Source organism: Vibrio sp. ArtGut-C1 (assembly GCF_002105475.1).
GTDB lineage: Bacteria > Pseudomonadota > Gammaproteobacteria > Enterobacterales > Vibrionaceae > Vibrio > Vibrio diabolicus.
This window is the reverse complement of record NZ_NCTH01000022.1, coordinates 81297-97953: the sequence shown is the minus strand read 5'-3', so window position 1 is coordinate 97953 and position 16657 is coordinate 81297. Positions and strand designations below refer to the sequence as shown.

The following is a 16657-nucleotide window of genomic DNA, read 5'->3' as shown; positions in this document are numbered from 1 at the left end:
GTTGGGAAAAGAAAATCGAAAACTACGAGGCCATGTTGCATTTTGCTTGTGGCCTCATTGTTTGGAATAAATCCCTTTTGGGATAGGTTCTTAGTGCAGCATTAGTTAATATTGTATGACGGATTCGATTGTTACCAACTGGCATTTTTGATGGATTGGATATTCGCTCTGATTTATAATACTTTGATAAAGTGTCTTTACTATATCTATTCAGTTTATTTAACACATTGTGCCGACTCCAATGACCAAATTCACTTTTTTCACTATAGAGTTTAAATAACTCATCTTTATTTTTAAATTTTGATTTAAATATCACATATTCCGGAAACATTGGTAGTTTAGAAATAATGTATGCCTTTTCATTTTTGTTTAGTTCTACTCCATTTCTTTCTATCATCTTTATTACCAAATTGACATATGAATGAATATACTTTGAAAATATGTAGGATAGCTCTCTATTCAACACCTGTGGAACTCGTTCAGCATCTTCTCTAAATCCATTGGAACTTTTACCTTTGAAAGTCCTTATAATAAGTTCATCGAAGCCAATCAATTGAGGTATTATCGTATAATCGTTGTTGTATGACTGCCCACTCAAACGGAAGTCCCCTAATTTCAAATCTCTTATTTGAGTTGGTCTTCGCAAAATTGAAAACATTAAGACAAAGGCAAGGTGAATAGATATCTCACTAATATTATTTTCCGTTATATTTTTCTTCGATAATAGAGAGTTAATATGATTTCCTTGTATACGTATCGACTCAAAAATGCTTACAAGCTCAAGCTGAGTGTGAGCTCCTTTTTCTGGGTTAACAATGATGCTTTTACGATCGTTTTTTCTTCGTTTAAAGTTTTTTCTATTCTTAGATAATATTTCCAAAAATAAAATGAAGCTTACGCTTGTTAGGTGGTTTTTCCCTTCTTTATCAAACTCTTTCAAAACGGTAGTTACAAATTCATACTGATATTTATCACTTAATTTATATAGTGATGATAAATATGCATCATTTTCATTGTCACTCATTACTTCCGTAACCCAAGATCTAAATGCTAAATGTGGCCCTTCGAAAGTACTTGGTTTATTAGTTATAGCTTTGGTAACTAGACTATTAAGTAGAAATTCTATAATGTCTAGTGCTAACGTAGACTCATGCAAGAAACATATATTGAATGTGTTTGACTTTCCAACTCCAAGTTTCCATTGGTAATCTGAAGGTGTGAAAGTGAAATTTTTATCTCTAGCATGTAAACATTCATTTATTTTATTGGAGTAATATTGATTTCTTGTTATTTCTTTCACTATTTGTTTTCCTCAACTTTGGTATTTAATATATTATTTTGAATTGAGAATTTTATTTTTCTGGCTTTTTCATGAATTCTCTTTTCATTATAAAGTTGTCCCATTTTTGAACGGTTAGAATGTGTCATTATAAACTTTCTCATATCTTCTTTCGATTCACCGATTACTCCAGCCTCTTCAGCTTTTTTATCAAAGTCTTCCGAAAACCAATATCGAATTTTATGCGGAGTAATTGACATGTTTACATGCTTAGAAATTACGGTAAATATGTAAGCGTATGCCTTGATAGAAAGAGGTTTCCCTGCACTTTTACCCTTCTCAGAAATAAATATAAAATCATGAAAGTTAGCTTCTGAATATTTGGAACGTTCATTTTTTATGTAACGAATTAAAAGTTTACTTGTAGCTCTTGATATTGGAACAACTGCATGTTTTGTTTTCTGAGCTGGCTTATGCCGTCTTATATCATCAGGATCATTTGGAGTACGAGTGATATGTATTCTAGGATGATTATCATCACGTAGATCGGATATCTTTAGTTTAGCGATTGCTCCATTTCTCGCTCCTGTATCTATGAATAGATTGAATATACATTCATTTCTTAGTTTCGAACTTACAAAGGGGTTTAGTTGGCTACCTTCCTTCAAATCACTTCTTAATCGAGTCATGACACCATTAGGTATTGCTGACTCAAATGGATCAACTATGATTCTATTCACCTCTTTGAGTTTTTTTATTTCAAGTGCTATTTGGTTATCAAATGCAAGATATCTTTGTATAACGGTTGAATTCTCATTAGCAGTGCAATGATGTATTTCTTTTAGGTAACTAACAAACCAACGGAAGGACTTTAATCTAATCTTTGCAGTGCTATTAGAAACCAATTGATCAGTAAAGTTAGAGTGATTGAAATGAGGTAGTTCAATAAGTTGCTTCTTTGATAAGGGGACAACAGAATTGGAGTTGCGATCAGATAAAAAGCCAGTCCTAAAACTACAGTCATAAGCCAATTTATCAAGCTGGCTATAGGTCATAAACTCTCCAGCCTCGACTTTCTCTACAATAGAAACCTGCTGATAATATAGGTGCTTAAGTACTAACAACAGTGCTCTGGCGTAAGCAAGTTGAGAGTTGAAAGCTAATGCAGAAGCATGATGAGTTAGCCAGCCATTAGCAAAGATCATGTCTGTAATGTGAGAGATAGGTTGATTCTCACTATCTACAATAATTGCTTGCTGTCGTCCCTTTAGTTGGGTGGGTATTACTTTAAAATCCATTACAATAACTCCTAGTAAATAACAAAATTCATTTTTGAGACTTTTGTTATGAATGGCAAGATTCAAGTATCTGAAATGATAGTTGAAATTGATTAATCTATCCTTTTACATTTAGAATGCTAGGAATAGTTCGCTGGCTTCTTGATGGTAGAGAAGTTTGGTTACTCTGCCGCAGACATTACGTTGTTGTTTTTGATCAACTATGTCTTTAACTTCTTGTTTGCGAAGCGAATAGGCCGTTTTATCGGCGTTGTTGGTGAGCGCAAAGCGTTGATGTTTGAATACGTCGGTTTGATCTTCGTGTTCGTCGGGTACGGTTTGGTGCAAACGGCAGAGTGGGCGGCAGCATTGTATGTTGTCGATCATTTATTTTTCGCGTTAGCGCTTGCGATTAAAACCTACTTCCAGAAAATTGCCGATCCTGCCGATATGGCGTCGACCGCGGGCGTTGCGTTTACGATTAACCATATTGCGGCGGTTGTAATACCTGTTACGTTTGGTGTCATTTGGCTTGTTTCACCTGCGAGCGTATTTTACATCGGCGCTGGTATGGCAGCAGTGAGCTTGCTGTTGTCACTCAATATTCCAGCGAAGCCGGAAGAAGGCAACGAAACTCGCTTGTTGAAGTGGAGTTAAGTTGGCACTCACTATCTAATCATTAAAGCGAATACCTGTAATTAGACTCGCTAAAAAGGGTGCTTATGCGCCCTTTTCTTTTTATTGCAAATAGATAATCCCTCCAATGGTTGTCAATGCATGCCACGTCCGTTAGGGTTTAGAACTAAGTATTTCGAAATAACTTGGGCATAACTGACGCGAAACAATAAGAGGGGAGCTATACAGTGCAGATACATGGCAGAGAGTTGGATTTAGATCTAGGATGCCGTCACATCGTTATTCAGCGCCGCTATGAGGCGTTAGGTGCTGCAAACGACCTACTCATTGCTATTTGGTTTTTAATTGGTAGCTTTTTCTTTTTGAATGATTCGTTGATTGAAAGTGGTACTTGGCTGTTCATCGTAGGCAGCGCGCAGTTGATCATTAAGCCCCTGATAAAACTGATGAGTTTAGTTCATGTTGGTCGCTTAAATAAGCAACTTTCTGCCACATCAACGAGCCGCTGAGATTACACGCCTATTTTGAGCACCTGCAAGCAAGAGGCTAATGAGCGGGTTATCGAGGGGAAAGAGGGAAACATAACGTGGTCACAACACTAACCACGTTATGTTCAGCTTGAAGCTTTAGAATTTAAAACGGATACCAGAACAGTTGTGTGTCCATAACACGCTTGCTGATCGCAGCAATCACTATCACCGCAATCCCCGCCATGCAGATCATATCGGCTTTGGTCAGTGGTTTTAAGCTGTACCAAGTGCGAGATGAATGACGGCCGAAGCCACGCAGTGTCATCGCGTTTGAGATTTGGTCTGCTCTGTCCAAACTAGAGAAAATAAGAGGGCCAAGAATCTTCGCCACGTTCTTCATACGAGTGAACAACGGAGCCTTCTTACTCAGTTCTACTCCGCGTGCTTGTTGCGCGTGCATGATGTTAACAAAGTCCTTTTTCACTTCCGGCAAGTAGCGCAGCGTTAAGCTCACGGCATAGGCGATTTTGTAAGGCACACCCAAGCGGTTCAAGCTGGCTGAAAACTCCGTCGGGTGAGTGGTAAATACAAACACTAACGCGATTGGGAACATGCTGAAGTATTTCAACGTCACTGTTACTAGATAAAACAACGTCTCTTGAGTGAGCGAGTAATTACCGGCTAATGAGAGTAAAACCGTTGATGAGCCCATGAACTCAGTACCTTGTTGCGGTGCTAACGCGAACATAAACAGGGCATTGATCAGTAATACCGTGCCAGTACCGAATAATAGCGGTTTGTAGACATGAAATGGCACTTTGGTCATTTTCAATAAGCCCAAACCAAGCACGATCAACAGTGCAATGATTCGCAAGTCAAACGTGGTCAACACCACCGTTACCCAAGCAATGAAAAGCAAGAACTTAGTAATGCCATTCAACTTATGAAGTGGCGATTGGGTATCGATGTAGTTGATACCAAACTTCATCTTATTGTCTTTCATGCCACCGCTTTCTCTGGTTGGTTTACTTCGCTGCTTTTTTGTTGGCGGTGCGCTTTTTCTACATTGATAAAATGCTGCATCAAGCCATTGGTGTCTTCGATGCCAACTTTCGTAGCCAACTCAAACAGACTTGTTGTGGTGAGGTTTGCTTGGTCTAGTAGCTCTGGACTGCTGAATACCTGCGTCATTGGTGCATCCGCGACTAATTTACTGTCTGCAATCACGATAGAGCGTGTGGTGTATTCCAGCACTAAATGCATGTCGTGGGAGATGATCATCACGGTTACGCCCAACTCGCGATTGAGCTTTTCGATGAAACTCAGCATAGACGTGTAGTTCCGGTAGTCCTGACCTGCCGTCGGTTCATCAAGGATCAGAAGCTCTGGTTCCAAGACCAAAATTGACGCAATGGTTACGCGCTTTTTCTGGCCGTAGCTCAATGCTTCGATTGGCCAGTGACGGTATTTGCTCAAACCGCACAGCTCAAGGACTTCAAGTACTTTAGCTTCGATTTGTTTCTCTTCAACGCCACGATTACGGAGGCCGAAGGCCACTTCGTCGAAAATCATGTGATGGGAAATCATGTGATTCGGGTTTTGCATCACCACGCCCACTTTCTGGCTGCGCTCGAAGATGGTCAGTTCGTTTAGATCTTGACCATTCATGCTCATTGAGCCGCTATCCGCTTCAACAACGCCCATAATCAGTTTGGTGATGGTCGATTTACCCGAGCCATTTTTGCCAAGTACAGAGACAAACTCGCCACGCTTGATGTCAAAACTCACGTCTTCTAGCGCGTTTTTCTCACCGTCGTAAGAATAGGTGAGGCCACGGACTTCAAGCAAAGTCTCGGCTGGCGTTTTAGGTGGTTGTGCTGTTGAACCATCAAACCATGCTTGTACTGCTGGTTTATATTGCTCCAACGGTAAGGTAGTTAAGCTAGAAGGTTTTGCATCCCCCTCAATCGCGCAGCCTGCTTCTTTCAGAGCCGAAATATAAAGCGGTTCGCGGATGCCGTAATCTTCTAGCAGAGGCGACGCTAAAATTTCATCTGGCGTTGTATCGGCAATGATTTCGCCACTTTCCATCAAGATAATACGGTCAACTGAGCGATGCAGAACGTCCTCAAGACGATGCTCAATGATTACGATGGTTTTGCCCGTTTCGCGGTGTAGATCATCGATGATCTCGATGGTTTTTTTACCCGTTTTAGGGTCAAGCGCAGCTAGTGGTTCATCAAACAAAAGGATATCGACGTCATCGACGAGAATGCCCGCCAAAGAAACACGCTGTTTCTGCCCGCCAGATAAATCGTGGGGAGAGCGATCTAACATCTGTTCCAAGTCGACCATTTTGGCCGTGGCTTTGACCAATGGGTACATGTCGATGTTAGAAGTTAGCTGGTTTTCCAGCGCAAATGCGATGTCTTCGCCAATGCTCAAGCCGACAAATTGGCTGTCCGTATCTTGCAGTACGGTGCCAACTTGCTCTGTGTATTGATGCATGTCGAAAGGGGCGGTGTCTTGACCATTGATGGTCAATGTTCCACTGGTTTCCCCTTTGATTGCGTGTGGGATCAGTCCGTTAAGACATTGCCCAAGGGTAGATTTACCACTACCACTTGGACCAATAATGACGATTTTCTCTCCTTTCTCTATCCTTAGATTGATATTTTTTAGCGTCGGTTTGTCCAGCGACTCATATCTAAAAGAGAAGTTAGAAAATTCGATTGTCATTCGACATTAAGCCTCTGTTAAGTTACGGCTTTGCTTGTTACGTTTAGCGACAGATTTAAGAATGAAGAAGCCAACAATAGCAATAAGAATGGTGTTACCGATCGCGATAATAGAAAGCTGGGTAAACACTTTAGTGAACGGTTCTGCGTACAAAATCGTGTCGAGGAATGCAGAGCAACCGTAACCAAATACGTTGCCTAATAGTGCAAGTACCACGAATAACGCGAAGTCTTTCATATTGAAATCACCTTTCTCCAAACGGTAGCGTGTTAGAGAAGGGAATAGACCGATAATCAAACCAACAATACCTGAACCAAGTACCCAAGTGAGCCATACGCCCCAACCTGCAAATAGGTCGGTGACCCAGTGGCCAATAAAACCAACCAAAAAGCCAACAAGTGGGCCAAATAGTACTGAGAACAATGCTAATACTGCCATTGCTGGTTTTAGCGTTGTGTTTGCAAACACAGGGATGCCAAACATAGGTAAGCCACCGATGCCGTAAAGAGCAGCACCAATTGCAATAACCACAACGGTTTTAGCAGAAAGATTCATAGATAACCTCAGTTCAATGGTCGATTTTAAAGAACGTTCATTTATATTGTTGGAAAGCATTGGTTATTTGATTGTGTAATATATATCCAAAACAACCAAGCTGCTTATTGTTTGCTCTATTTTTCTTCAGGAAATGTGTGATTTGATTCACGTATCCCTTTGACTGGCTTTGTTTTTTAGCAAGCATTAAAAATAAGGCGCGCATTATACAGAATATTGATAAAAGTGGGAATGCTATCTGTCTGGATGGCTAGAATGAAATCGGAGGCTGATTGTCAGCCCCCGATTACACTTTCTGATACTATTTTCATCGATAAATGAATGAGCTAGCTGTTCATTAATGGTCTAGGTACAAATAGTTCTGCCAGCTCTTCATGCGAATCAGCACTTTGCGCATCACTGACACGTGAGTAAAGCTGTCTGAGTAAACGGCGACTTCAACCGCGGTACCCATTGGTAGGTGGTATTCGCTCAAATCGTCCGTGATTTTCAGCTTCGCAAATACACGTCCGCTTGTGCGCAGGGCATCGGTACCAAGCAGAGCACCTCTGGCTTGAATTTGGCTTTCACCAATAGCTGGAATCACGTCGATGACTTCGCCACGGAATACCTTGCCCGGTATCGCACGGAACATAAACTCCGCTTCAAAGCCTGCCTTCAAACGTTGTAGCGAGTTTTGTCTGAACGCTGCGGTGTACGTAATGTCTTCGGTATGAACGAAGGTCATTGCAGGGGCAAGCGGCAACGGCACAGCCATCACACCAGGGCGCAAAGCCAATTGCGTAACGTAACCATCGGTTGGCGCACGAACGACGGTTTGCTCAAGGTTGAACTCTGCTTTACGTAGCTCAGCGAGTAGTTGCGCGACTTGGGTATTCTCACCGCCGATTTCCGACTCTAATGCGATCTGTGCTTGCTCTTGCTGCAAAATGGCAACGTCTAGCATGGCTTCTGCCGCTTTGTACGCTTGGCGTCGAGTATCTAGATCTTGTTCTGTAAACGCGCCGCGATCAAAGCCCCTTTGATATCGGCTAAATTCTCTTTGCGCTTTATCTCTATCGGCTTGCGCTTTCAAAACCGCCGCTTCTGCTTCTCTCAAGTCAGACTCTAAACCCAACGCACCTTGGCTTGCTTCTTTCACTTTCGCTTCAAGGCGTGCGACTTCCGCTTCAAAAGGCACAGGATCGATTTTGAAAAGAATATCGCCCGTTTTGAGCGGTTGGTTGGCCTGGACTGGTACTTCCACCACGCGGCCACGTACACCAGAGACGATAGGCGTAGTTGGGAACACTTGGTTACCTAACTGAGTAAATGGGTGGTTGTAGTTCATAAGAAGGACGAGTGTGCCCACCAACACTACGCCGCCAAGTACGGCTGTAGGTACGGTCCATTTGTTCAAAGGAATATTAAAGACTTTAAAAATGGCGATACAAAGGGCTGTATAAGTCAGAATCAGCAATAAATCCATTATTCGTCCTCTTTACTTTGTTCAGTCAAAGGCCTTTGCTGAATCTTTTGTTGTTTCAACATCGATACTTCGTTTTTGAGTTCGTTGACTTCGTCGATGAGCTCTTCAAGACGGTGATGAATGTCGTGAGTTTCTTGCTCAAGTTGTTTGAAGCCCCAGCCTCGCTCCTTGCGCCACAATGTTGCCCATATCCATAAAAATGGCCACAGTGCATGTAAAGTGAAAAGGCTAACCCAGCCTGCGTAATGAATTGCGTCTTGATGAGGGTGTTCGCGTTCTTTAGCAATTTCATACGGAATATCATGAATAACGATAATCCCGTAGAAGATCACCAAAGCAACGAAGATGAGTAACCCAAGTGCAAAATAGTCTAGAAACATCTTACCTGCCTGTGCTTGTTACTTAATGGAAAATCTTACGTAAATGAACAGTTTAAGTATTTGTCTTAACTATCGTTCAATCAAGTTATTTTGTACTTGAATTATGTTTATGCGATATCCGTATCGATTGCGATTCGAGGACAATAAGAAGTGAAGGCGACTATATTCAAACTAAGTAGTAATAAAGGAAGGAATGGAGAATAAAAGCCACGGTTATGCCCCAAGTGAAGATTGGGGCATGGTTTAAAGTTCGGTACAGACTTGGTTTCGGCCATTGGCTTTGGCGCGGTACAAGGCTTTGTCGGCGCGATAGAAGGTACGTTGGGTATTCTCTCCTTCTCGATGTAAGGTAATCCCGATCGATACGGTCAACCCCCGCTCGCCAAGAATATCGTCCCAACCATATTGATAAATGCGTTCGCGGTAATTCTCGGCATGCATTTCTGCCCGCTCTAGATTGCTATTCTCTAGAATGACAAGAAACTCTTCACCGCCAAAGCGAACGCAAGAAGCGCCTTTAAATTTGAAGTATCCTGCTAATTCTTGAGACACACGTTTAATCGCTTTGTCTCCAACAAGGTGACTGAGCTCATCATTGATGGACTTAAAATGGTCAATATCGATGACCATCAACGCAAATTCAGTATCGTGCAAAAGCAGGTCTTTGAGTTTGACTTCTAACCAGCGCCGGTTGTGCAAAGAGGTTAGCGGGTCAGTAAAGACATCTTGCTGTAGTTGGGCGACCGTATTCTTATGTTGTTTGGTGGTTTCCTTGAGTTCTTTGTTTTCAAGTTCTGACAAAATGAGTTTGAGCTGTAGCTCAAAACGAGAAAGTCGACGTAATTGAGTGGAACCCAATTCACCAATTGGAATGTGTTTGACAAGGTCAGATTCAATGCGAAACGCTTTTTTTTCACAGTTTAATGCTTTCTGAAATAACCCTTGAGAAGCGTAAACTTGACTCATCGCGTTGTAAAAATGCTGAGCGACAAGAGGAGACGAATGCTTCTGAACTCGTTTACCGATAGAGTCCAGCACTAAGTTGGCTAAAGAGGTGTGTCCGACACCGTTTAGACAATATGCGGTCTCGATTTTGACCATCGTGGATAACCAGTACGTGGTAGCACTGCCCGTCGTATACTGGACATTAGAGATAGCAAGCAATGCGTTAGGGTAATCCTCTTGCAAACGATGCAGTTTGGCTCGGTAAAGATGAATTTGCGCAGCAAGGTTTTTATCACTGACGAGGATACTTAGCTCTTCACACTCACTCAATAATTCTTGTGCATCTGCGGTACGGTTCAAACTGATGTAACAGGCAAGCATGTAAAGTTTGTAGCGCAGACGTAGAGAGCGACTGCTAATGGCGTGATCGATCGCATCGATTTTTTGGTAATAACGCAAGGCGCGATGGTGATCCCCATAGGCATCGCACAAATTGCCCATTCCAATAATAGCCAGTACGTACTCATCAATATAGCCATATTCGACGGCGATATTCGTTGCAGCGACATACTCGGTTAATGCTGCGTTGTAGTCACCTACTTCTACTAAACGATCACTCAAGCTTGCTTTTACAGACAGAATATCTTCTACATCGTCGGGTAAAACGAGCAACTCAAGGGCTTGTCGTAGTTCTTCGATGCTGTCGTTGAGCTGTTTAATTTCTCGTCGATACTCGGCACTAATGATATAGCAATGTGCTTTTTCTCGGTTCGTGGATGCAATATGTAACCCGATGTGCTCCCACAGCGTAATCGCTTCTTCACCAGAGACGGAAGAAGGATCGATGCCTGCGTCAGTCACCTTGCTAAGCAGTTGTTCCATGCTTCATTACCTCAATATAGCTTTCTTCGAGTTGCTCCAAAGTGAATGGGAAGGTCAGGATATCTTGCAAATACAGTATCGGTTTGGGACCTTTTAGCCCGCGACGTTTCCATGGATAGATGTCTAACATTGCCTGAACCGTGCGATAGACATCTTCTGCTGCTTGACCTTTCTCTGCAATTAACATAGCTAGTCTGTCACTGGAAATTCGTGAGATGAGATCACTTGAGGTCGTCAATGCATGAACTAGCTCAGTACAAACATCGAGAAATTCGGGGTTTGCATGCTGAATCATAATGATCGCGTGGTTGGAGCGTTTGAGCTCTGTTTTAAACAGAACTAACTGTTCCCACCAGTAGGTCTCGGACACAACATTGGAAAACTGTTTTTCAGGGTCATATTCATGTTGGGAACGGATACGATTAATCAGCTTACGCGCTCGTTGCTCTAGTTGGCGTTTGGAGCCGCGTGCTTTATCCATACTGACTCGATGAGTCTGTTCTTTGAGCATTTTAAGTGCATGTTTACGGTATTTTTTAAACGCGTTAAACGCTGATTCAAAATCACCTTGCTCTTCAGCGACTCGAGATTGCTGAAAGCAGATCTGACTTAGTAGCTCGCCGTTGTCAAAACTAAGCGCGGACTCTTCTGCTGCGAGTAATAACTTTGCTGCACTATCCGTATTTTTGCGCAAGAGTTCGAGCCTTGCGCGGCTAATAAACGAGTGTGCTTTCATCCAAATGAGATCATGTTCAATAGCGAGCTTATGGGCCTTTTGTGTGGCTTCTTCTGCGGCATCAAGGCGTTCTAGCCCAAGTAGCGCTAGGCCTTTAAAGTCCCAGATCTCGGCTTGCCATGTGCTGTCATCATGATCTTTTAGTACTTCGGTTGCACCATCCAGCACAGTGAGCATTTCGACAAACTTATTCAGTAAGTAATAGTCCCAAGCCAACAGGATACGAGCTTTGCCTTCCAACCAAGCAATACGGACGTTGTTTGCCACTTTAACCGCCAACTCATGAGTGGAAGCGGCAAGTTGATGCTCATTTGTGATACGCCATACGTTGCCAAGCCCAATTAGAGATTCGATTTGAATTTCAATATCATCAACGAGGGCAGATTGTTCGAGTGCATTAATCCAATATTGTTGGGCTGAGTAATACTTTGCTTGTCCCCAATATTGGAGAGCAAATAAATGAAGAATTTCGGGCAGGTGGTCGTCGGTTTCAAGTTGGGTTTGCTTGCTGTAGGCGTCTTTGACTAGCTTTAAGCCTTGTCGGTAATCCATTAGGCACCAACAGCACTGCGCCATTATCACCAATGCTCGGATTTCACAATCCACAAATAAAATTTGCTCCGCGCGGATACGGTATTGCTGCGCAATACTGAAGGTGTGTTCAGGGGCCGTTTTTATTTGGCCTTTAAGCTTTTTGAGCTCATCTTCTAGCTGAATTTGGTTTTTATCCAACGTTCACATCCATGACTATCGAACTGGAATTCACACCTAATATTACGTGGTTAGATGCATGTTTTATTACCAAAACGATGCGGATAACGCTTTGGTAAACGATTAGGTGCCGTAATGTATACTGTCACAGCCCCTAATTACTACATCTAAATGCCAATAGTTACGATAGGAGCTGTTTGATGGTCAAAGGAGCATCAGTGACTTCTAGCCTTTGTGCGGCGGTAAGACCCTGCTTATCCTGATAGCACAAATTATGCCAAGCTCTGAATATATCTAAAAGAGGTAAAATTCCAGCAGGTCGTAATTTGCGACGTGGCTCGTTAATGAAGCTTTCGAAAAGGATCTGGAAGCGATTTTGATAGAACTGCACATGGCGAGTTGTTGCAACGTTAAACCATTTCTCGGGCTCATTTCTATCACCAGCGAGGTAGCAAATGCCTTTGTGGCTTTCGTCTTGAGTGGAGATCGCCCAGCGATCTCGCCACCAGCTCATATAGGCGATATCGACCTTGCCAAAAGGTGTGCTCATGTCCCAATTTGCGTCTTCTTCTACGTACATCAAGTCGACATTTTTCTCTTTAATTCGAGACAAACAAACGCTCAGTGCTGCCGAACGTAGTAGGGGGTCTTGAGGCATATATAGAGATACACGTTTGTTGGGGCAACACATATCAAGTACATGCAGGTAATGAGCGTATGATGTGTAAGGCGGACGAACTAATGCACCTTTAGATGGGTAATGGAATACAGAAAGATTACCAAGAGGATCTTCCACGTTACCGCGAGCCAAAATGGTTTGGTATTTTTGGTCAATACGCTCACGCAGGAGGTTCGAAGGTTCCGCTGGCGGTTCACTTGCTTCCGCTGTGTACTCTTGGGAAACAAAACGAGAGACCTCGTCGTACGGGTTATGGTCTAGCGTGGCGATTGGCTCTTCATCAGCAGAATAGTTCACATGTTGACAAAGAATATAGCCTGAGTGGGCTTCACCAGAAACAATCCAGTAGACACCATTATTGCTGTTTGGCTGCAATGCAACATAATTTGAGGCCAATTCATAGTGCGTTGCGTGGTTTACCCAACGAGCATCAATAGTGGCTAATTTACGGCGACAGCGACTCGCAATATGATCAACATGATCGTAAAAGGTTTTCGGGTTGATACTGAGTTTTCGGCAGATCTCGCGCACAGAGTAACCAGTAAACAATAAGCCCATTAAATTCTCTTGGAATTGTAGCTTCTTGTTCGCGCCTGACCATTTATCAACAAAGGTACTTTGACACGCTTTACAACGGTAACGTTGACGATCGCCGCTGTAACCGAAAGCGTGGTAGAGGTGTTTATGTGTGTGGACGGATAGTCCAAAGTTCTCGCAATCATCATTGCGGCACGCAGGCAACCCGTCACTGTGGACGTGTCGCAGGCGATGAAGTTCGTTCACGACATCGCGATTGTTAAGTAAGGGGGGGAAAGCTCCACATTCACGGCATACCATCGCCGGACGTTTAGGGTTAGCATGTTGCAGAACGTAACGCTTTGCATCACTCAATCCAAAGTTGTCACACGCCAATGTTTTACAAAAGTTGAGTTGTAACCCATCTGCGTCTTTTGGCAGTTCGCCGTTAGACACAATCGCCCCCTCGGGATAATTCGGGCAGCCAGCAATAACTCTGGCTGCAAATTATTACTTACTACTAGATCTTAGATGTTGATTGCGGTTTCTAGAGCAACTTTCATCATGTCGTTGAACGACTTTTGACGCTCTTCTGAGCTTAGTTTTTCGCCACGGATGATGTGGTCAGAAACCGTTAGGATGGTTAACGCCTTCGCACCTAGGTCTGCAGCAACACCGTAGATACCAGCCGCTTCCATGTCTACACCTAGGATGCCTAGTTTTTCCATCTTCTCGAAGATGTCAGCTTCTGGTGTGTAGAACAAGTCTGCAGAGAATACGTTACCAACTTTCACTGGTACTTGTTGAGCACGCGCTTGATTTACCGCTTCTTCTAGAAGGCCGTAGTCAGCGATTGCAGCGAAGTCGTGGTTGTTGAAACGGATACGGTTTACTTTAGAGTCTGTAGAAGCACCCATACCGATAACAACGTCCATTAGGTTAACGTCGTCACGTACCGCACCACAGCTACCTACACGGATTACGTTTTTCACGCCGTATTCTGCGATTAGCTCGTGTACGTAGATACAGCAAGAAGGGATACCCATGCCGTGACCCATAACAGACACTTTTTTGCCTTTGTAAGTGCCAGTAAAGCCGAACATGTTACGAACGTCACAAACTTGCTTCACATCTTCAAGAAACGTTTCTGCGATGTATTTAGCACGTAAAGGGTCGCCTGGCATTAGAACCGTTTCAGCGAAATCACCTGGTTGTGCATTGATGTGTGGGGTTGCCATAAGTGCTCTCCAAAGTTTTGTTTTGATAAAACGCCTCTAGTATAGAACGCTATTACCAATTCTGTTGAACTTGTTCGTTTTCGTTGAAGCAATAATATCGGGACGTACAGTGGCCCCTTGAGAGCTTAGTCACAAAAACCACGCTTTTAGAAACCATGAACATCATTGATAACTAAATCTGTTGAAAGCAAAAGAGCAATCGATTCGCTTTTGAGCGATTTGTCGATTGCGCGCACAAAATGGACATTGAGAACATAAAAAACTTTTGAGAAAGCGCTGATCGAAATGCTCTTGAGAAAAGTAAAACGATTAAATTGTACAATTTATTTTCTTGTACAATCTGAAAAGCCTTGCTATAAGTTATACAACAAAACATTTTGTATAGGGATGCGTCATCATGGAATCTTCAATCAAAGTAGGTATCAGTTCTTGTGTTTTGGGTGAACGAGTTCGTTTTGACTCTGGTCATAAAGTAAGTAACTTTGTGACTAAAGAGCTCAGCCCATATTTTGACTTTGTTTCGGTATGCCCCGAAGTGGGTGTCGGAATGCCAGTGCCGCGACCAACAATTCGTTTGATTTCCGAAGAAGAGCGTGTAGCTCTAGTAGAAACTAAAAATCCAGAAAATGACCATACCGATAATATGCTTGCTTACTCTGCTAACAAAGTGGAGGAGCTACAAAGCGAGCAACTTTGTGGTTACATCGTCTGTGCCAAGTCTCCAACTTGCGGTATGGAGCGCGTCAAGGTTTATAGCAAAAATAACGCAGCGAAAGAAGGCGTCGGCTTGTACACACAAACGCTGATGAAAAAAATGCCTTGGTTGCCCGTCGAAGAGGATGGCCGACTCAACGATCCTGTATTAAAAGAAAACTTTATTACCCGAGTATTTTGCTTGAACGACTTTTATGACTCGATGGACGGAGAGCCAACTCGAGGCAAAATTATCGATTTTCATTCGCGCTATAAGTTGACCTTGATGGCGCATCACCCTGAGTCATACCGCTCTCTTGGTCGTTTAGTTGCCGATGTCGCTAGCTATGAAATCGAAGAATTCTATCAAGAGTATCGCTTAGGTCTTATGAAGGCACTTGCGAATCGTGCTAGCCGAAAAAACAACACTAACGTACTAATGCATTTACAAGGGTATTTTAAGCGCGCTTTAACTAAAGACGAAAAAGAAGAATTAGCAACAGTAATTCATGACTACCGCACTGGTACATTGCCATTGTTAGCACCGTTGACATTGATTAAGCACTACTTAAACACTTACCCAGATGAGTATTTAGCAAAACAGAAGTTTTTAGAACCGTATCCGCAGGAGATGAGATTACGCTATGGTTTGTAGTTCAGAAGAAAAACTATACGCGATCCGAGACGTCGCAGAAATCACGGGTGTAAAGCCAGTTACGCTGAGAGCTTGGCAGAGAAGATACAATTTGATCCAGCCTCAGCGAACAGAAAAAGGGCACAGACTTTATCGACAGCAAGATCTCGATACGATTCGTGAAGTCCAGAGTTGGCTCGCGAAGGGGATTGCCATCGGTAAAGTAAAGGGACTTTTGGGAAAAAGTGCGGACGTAGAAGTCAACAATGAAGTTCGTACTCTCGAAGAAGTAGAAACCATGTTATCAGCACTTTCGAAACTGAATCGAGGAAAAGCGGAGAGCTTACTTGCTTCTGTTCTCAAAGAATATCCATTGAACTTGGTTATTGAACAGTTTATTGACCCTGTATTTGACGCGCTGGAGATGGTCAAAGGATCGCTGAGATCGTTGCAGATGGGGTTATTTCAAACTTGTTTGATTACTCGTCTTGCCCTTGTTATCGACTCTGAAAACAAAGCCGCTTCCAAAGGGAAGTGCTTGCTTATCAGCTTTGAACAACATAGGGAAGCAGAGAGCTGGATTCAAGCAGCGAAGTTGTGTGAGCAAGGGTATCACACGACGTTGATCGACAAAGTTGATGATGTCTCTGGTTTACTGGATCACGAAGTTGTTGATAGCTACTCGCTCATTTACCTGTTTTCCAATAAAGCGCTGGCAGCTAAGCAAGTGGAGTCCATCAAAATGCTTCAAACACGTTTTGGCGAACGTATTGGATGTTCTGAAGTGATTGAGAAACTGCATCTAACAGAGTAGACGAA

At 42.9% G+C, this 16657-nt stretch carries 13 protein-coding genes and 2 pseudogenes; 5 read left to right on the top strand and 10 right to left on the bottom strand.

All coding sequences use genetic code 11. From position 1 onward, the window contains the following. Nucleotides 1-86, top strand: a pseudogene (locus B7360_RS24670) (IS5/IS1182 family transposase); the annotation flags it as partial. Nucleotides 87-1299: 1213 nt separating this feature from the next. Here B7360_RS24670 and B7360_RS17555 read toward each other — a convergent pair. Further along, the gene (locus tag B7360_RS17555) at nucleotides 1300-2577 is read right to left on the bottom strand and encodes a site-specific integrase (protein WP_085344186.1); all 1278 of its coding nucleotides are present in this window, start codon (nucleotides 2575-2577) and stop codon (nucleotides 1300-1302) included. Nucleotides 2578-2706: 129 nt separating this feature from the next. On the opposite strand from B7360_RS17555, the pseudogene B7360_RS17550 reads away from it, so the two are divergent. After that, a pseudogene (locus B7360_RS17550) lies at nucleotides 2707-3213 on the top strand (MFS transporter); the annotation flags it as partial. Between the two features lie 206 nt (nucleotides 3214-3419). Next, nucleotides 3420-3701 (top strand): YrhK family protein, encoded by a 282-nt coding sequence (locus B7360_RS17545; RefSeq protein ID WP_085344184.1) that lies wholly within the window; start codon nucleotides 3420-3422, stop codon nucleotides 3699-3701. 124 nt (nucleotides 3702-3825) lie between these two features. Here B7360_RS17545 and B7360_RS17540 read toward each other — a convergent pair whose 3' ends face one another. The 9 genes from B7360_RS17540 to deoD all read right to left on the bottom strand — a co-directional run bounded on the left by B7360_RS17540 (nucleotide 3826) and on the right by deoD (nucleotide 14511). Beyond that, entirely contained in the window at nucleotides 3826-4665 is an 840-nt protein-coding gene (locus tag B7360_RS17540) for an energy-coupling factor transporter transmembrane protein EcfT (protein ID WP_085344182.1), read from the bottom strand. Beyond that, the gene (locus B7360_RS17535) at nucleotides 4662-6401 is read right to left on the bottom strand and encodes an ABC transporter ATP-binding protein (RefSeq protein WP_085344180.1); all 1740 of its coding nucleotides are present in this window, start codon (nucleotides 6399-6401) and stop codon (nucleotides 4662-4664) included. Before B7360_RS17535 ends, B7360_RS17540 begins: the two co-directional genes overlap by 4 nt. Before the next feature lie 6 nt (nucleotides 6402-6407). After that, nucleotides 6408-6956: an ECF-type riboflavin transporter substrate-binding protein gene (locus B7360_RS17530; protein ID WP_005375133.1), complete on the bottom strand. Its 549-nt coding sequence runs from the start codon at nucleotides 6954-6956 to the stop codon at nucleotides 6408-6410. Nucleotides 6957-7293: 337 nt separating this feature from the next. Continuing rightward, nucleotides 7294-8424, bottom strand: coding sequence for an HlyD family secretion protein (locus B7360_RS17525; protein WP_005394904.1), 1131 nt, complete (start codon nucleotides 8422-8424; stop codon nucleotides 7294-7296). Continuing rightward, nucleotides 8424-8804 carry a DUF3302 domain-containing protein gene (locus B7360_RS17520; RefSeq protein WP_006741936.1) on the bottom strand — a complete coding sequence of 127 codons (381 nt, stop codon included), beginning with the start codon at nucleotides 8802-8804 and terminating at the stop codon, nucleotides 8424-8426. Before B7360_RS17520 ends, B7360_RS17525 begins: the two co-directional genes overlap by 1 nt. A 243-nt stretch (nucleotides 8805-9047) precedes the next feature. Continuing rightward, complete coding sequence (locus B7360_RS17515) at nucleotides 9048-10631, bottom strand: diguanylate cyclase (RefSeq protein ID WP_085344179.1); 1584 nt, start codon at nucleotides 10629-10631, stop codon at nucleotides 9048-9050. Then, nucleotides 10615-12099, bottom strand: coding sequence for a lipopolysaccharide assembly protein LapB (locus B7360_RS17510; protein ID WP_085344177.1), 1485 nt, complete (start codon nucleotides 12097-12099; stop codon nucleotides 10615-10617). The genes B7360_RS17515 and B7360_RS17510 overlap by 17 nt, the downstream gene beginning before the upstream one ends. 160 nt (nucleotides 12100-12259) lie before the next feature. Continuing rightward, nucleotides 12260-13729, bottom strand: coding sequence for a hypothetical protein (locus B7360_RS17505; RefSeq protein WP_005394913.1), 1470 nt, complete (start codon nucleotides 13727-13729; stop codon nucleotides 12260-12262). Between the two features lie 71 nt (nucleotides 13730-13800). After that, entirely contained in the window at nucleotides 13801-14511 is a 711-nt protein-coding gene (gene deoD / locus B7360_RS17500) for a purine-nucleoside phosphorylase (protein WP_005394915.1), read from the bottom strand. Between the two features lie 397 nt (nucleotides 14512-14908). On the opposite strand from deoD, the gene B7360_RS17495 reads away from it, so the two are divergent. Further along, nucleotides 14909-15859 carry a DUF523 and DUF1722 domain-containing protein gene (locus B7360_RS17495; protein WP_046875782.1) on the top strand — a complete coding sequence of 317 codons (951 nt, stop codon included), beginning with the start codon at nucleotides 14909-14911 and terminating at the stop codon, nucleotides 15857-15859. Further along, nucleotides 15849-16652 (top strand): MerR family transcriptional regulator, encoded by an 804-nt coding sequence (locus tag B7360_RS17490; RefSeq protein WP_085344176.1) that lies wholly within the window; start codon nucleotides 15849-15851, stop codon nucleotides 16650-16652. The genes B7360_RS17495 and B7360_RS17490 overlap by 11 nt, the downstream gene beginning before the upstream one ends. Nucleotides 16653-16657 lie beyond the last annotated feature (5 nt).

Coding starts and splice junctions, on each gene's coding strand:
- B7360_RS17515 (WP_085344179.1), bottom strand. CDS start 10,631: ATGGAACAACTGCTTAGCAAGGTGACTGACGCAGGCATCGATCCTTCT.
- B7360_RS17530 (WP_005375133.1), bottom strand. CDS start 6,956: ATGAATCTTTCTGCTAAAACCGTTGTGGTTATTGCAATTGGTGCTGCT.
- B7360_RS17495 (WP_046875782.1), top strand. CDS start 14,909: ATGGAATCTTCAATCAAAGTAGGTATCAGTTCTTGTGTTTTGGGTGAA.
- B7360_RS17490 (WP_085344176.1), top strand. CDS start 15,849: ATGGTTTGTAGTTCAGAAGAAAAACTATACGCGATCCGAGACGTCGCA.
- B7360_RS17525 (WP_005394904.1), bottom strand. CDS start 8,424: ATGGATTTATTGCTGATTCTGACTTATACAGCCCTTTGTATCGCCATT.
- deoD (WP_005394915.1), bottom strand. CDS start 14,511: ATGGCAACCCCACACATCAATGCACAACCAGGTGATTTCGCTGAAACG.
- B7360_RS17555 (WP_085344186.1), bottom strand. CDS start 2,577: ATGGATTTTAAAGTAATACCCACCCAACTAAAGGGACGACAGCAAGCA.
- B7360_RS17540 (WP_085344182.1), bottom strand. CDS start 4,665: ATGAAAGACAATAAGATGAAGTTTGGTATCAACTACATCGATACCCAA.
- B7360_RS17520 (WP_006741936.1), bottom strand. CDS start 8,804: ATGTTTCTAGACTATTTTGCACTTGGGTTACTCATCTTCGTTGCTTTG.
- B7360_RS17535 (WP_085344180.1), bottom strand. CDS start 6,401: ATGACAATCGAATTTTCTAACTTCTCTTTTAGATATGAGTCGCTGGAC.